This is a genomic window from Fructilactobacillus sp. X7R4C1, assembly GCF_059901115.1.
The window spans coordinates 1-265 of record NZ_JBWXVD010000026.1; the positions used below are offsets into that span (position 1 = coordinate 1).

At 40.4% G+C, this 265-nt stretch carries 1 pseudogene; it reads right to left on the reverse strand.

Features of this window, described 5'->3' with window-relative positions:
* Positions 1-254: pseudogene (locus AC6UC9_RS07025) on the reverse strand (sugar ABC transporter permease); the annotation flags it as partial.
* Positions 255-265 lie beyond the last annotated feature (11 nt).

Below are 265 nucleotides of genomic sequence, written 5' to 3' on the forward strand. Positions count from 1 at the left end.
TTCAGGAATAAGGGATCTTGAAAAATCGAGAAGTAATTCCCCAACCCAACGAATTTCGCCGCTTCCCCGCGAATATTGGTCGCAAAGAAACTGTTGTAAACGGTCATGATCATCGGATAGAACGTGAATAAGGTTAAAATCAATAAAGACGGCATTAAAAACCAAAAGGCCGGTTTATTGTTTTCTTTGATCGTCGCTGCAAGTTTACTTTTGGATTCAGTTGCGGTTTTGTTGAGTTCTTTGTTAAGCTCCATATTCAACCGCC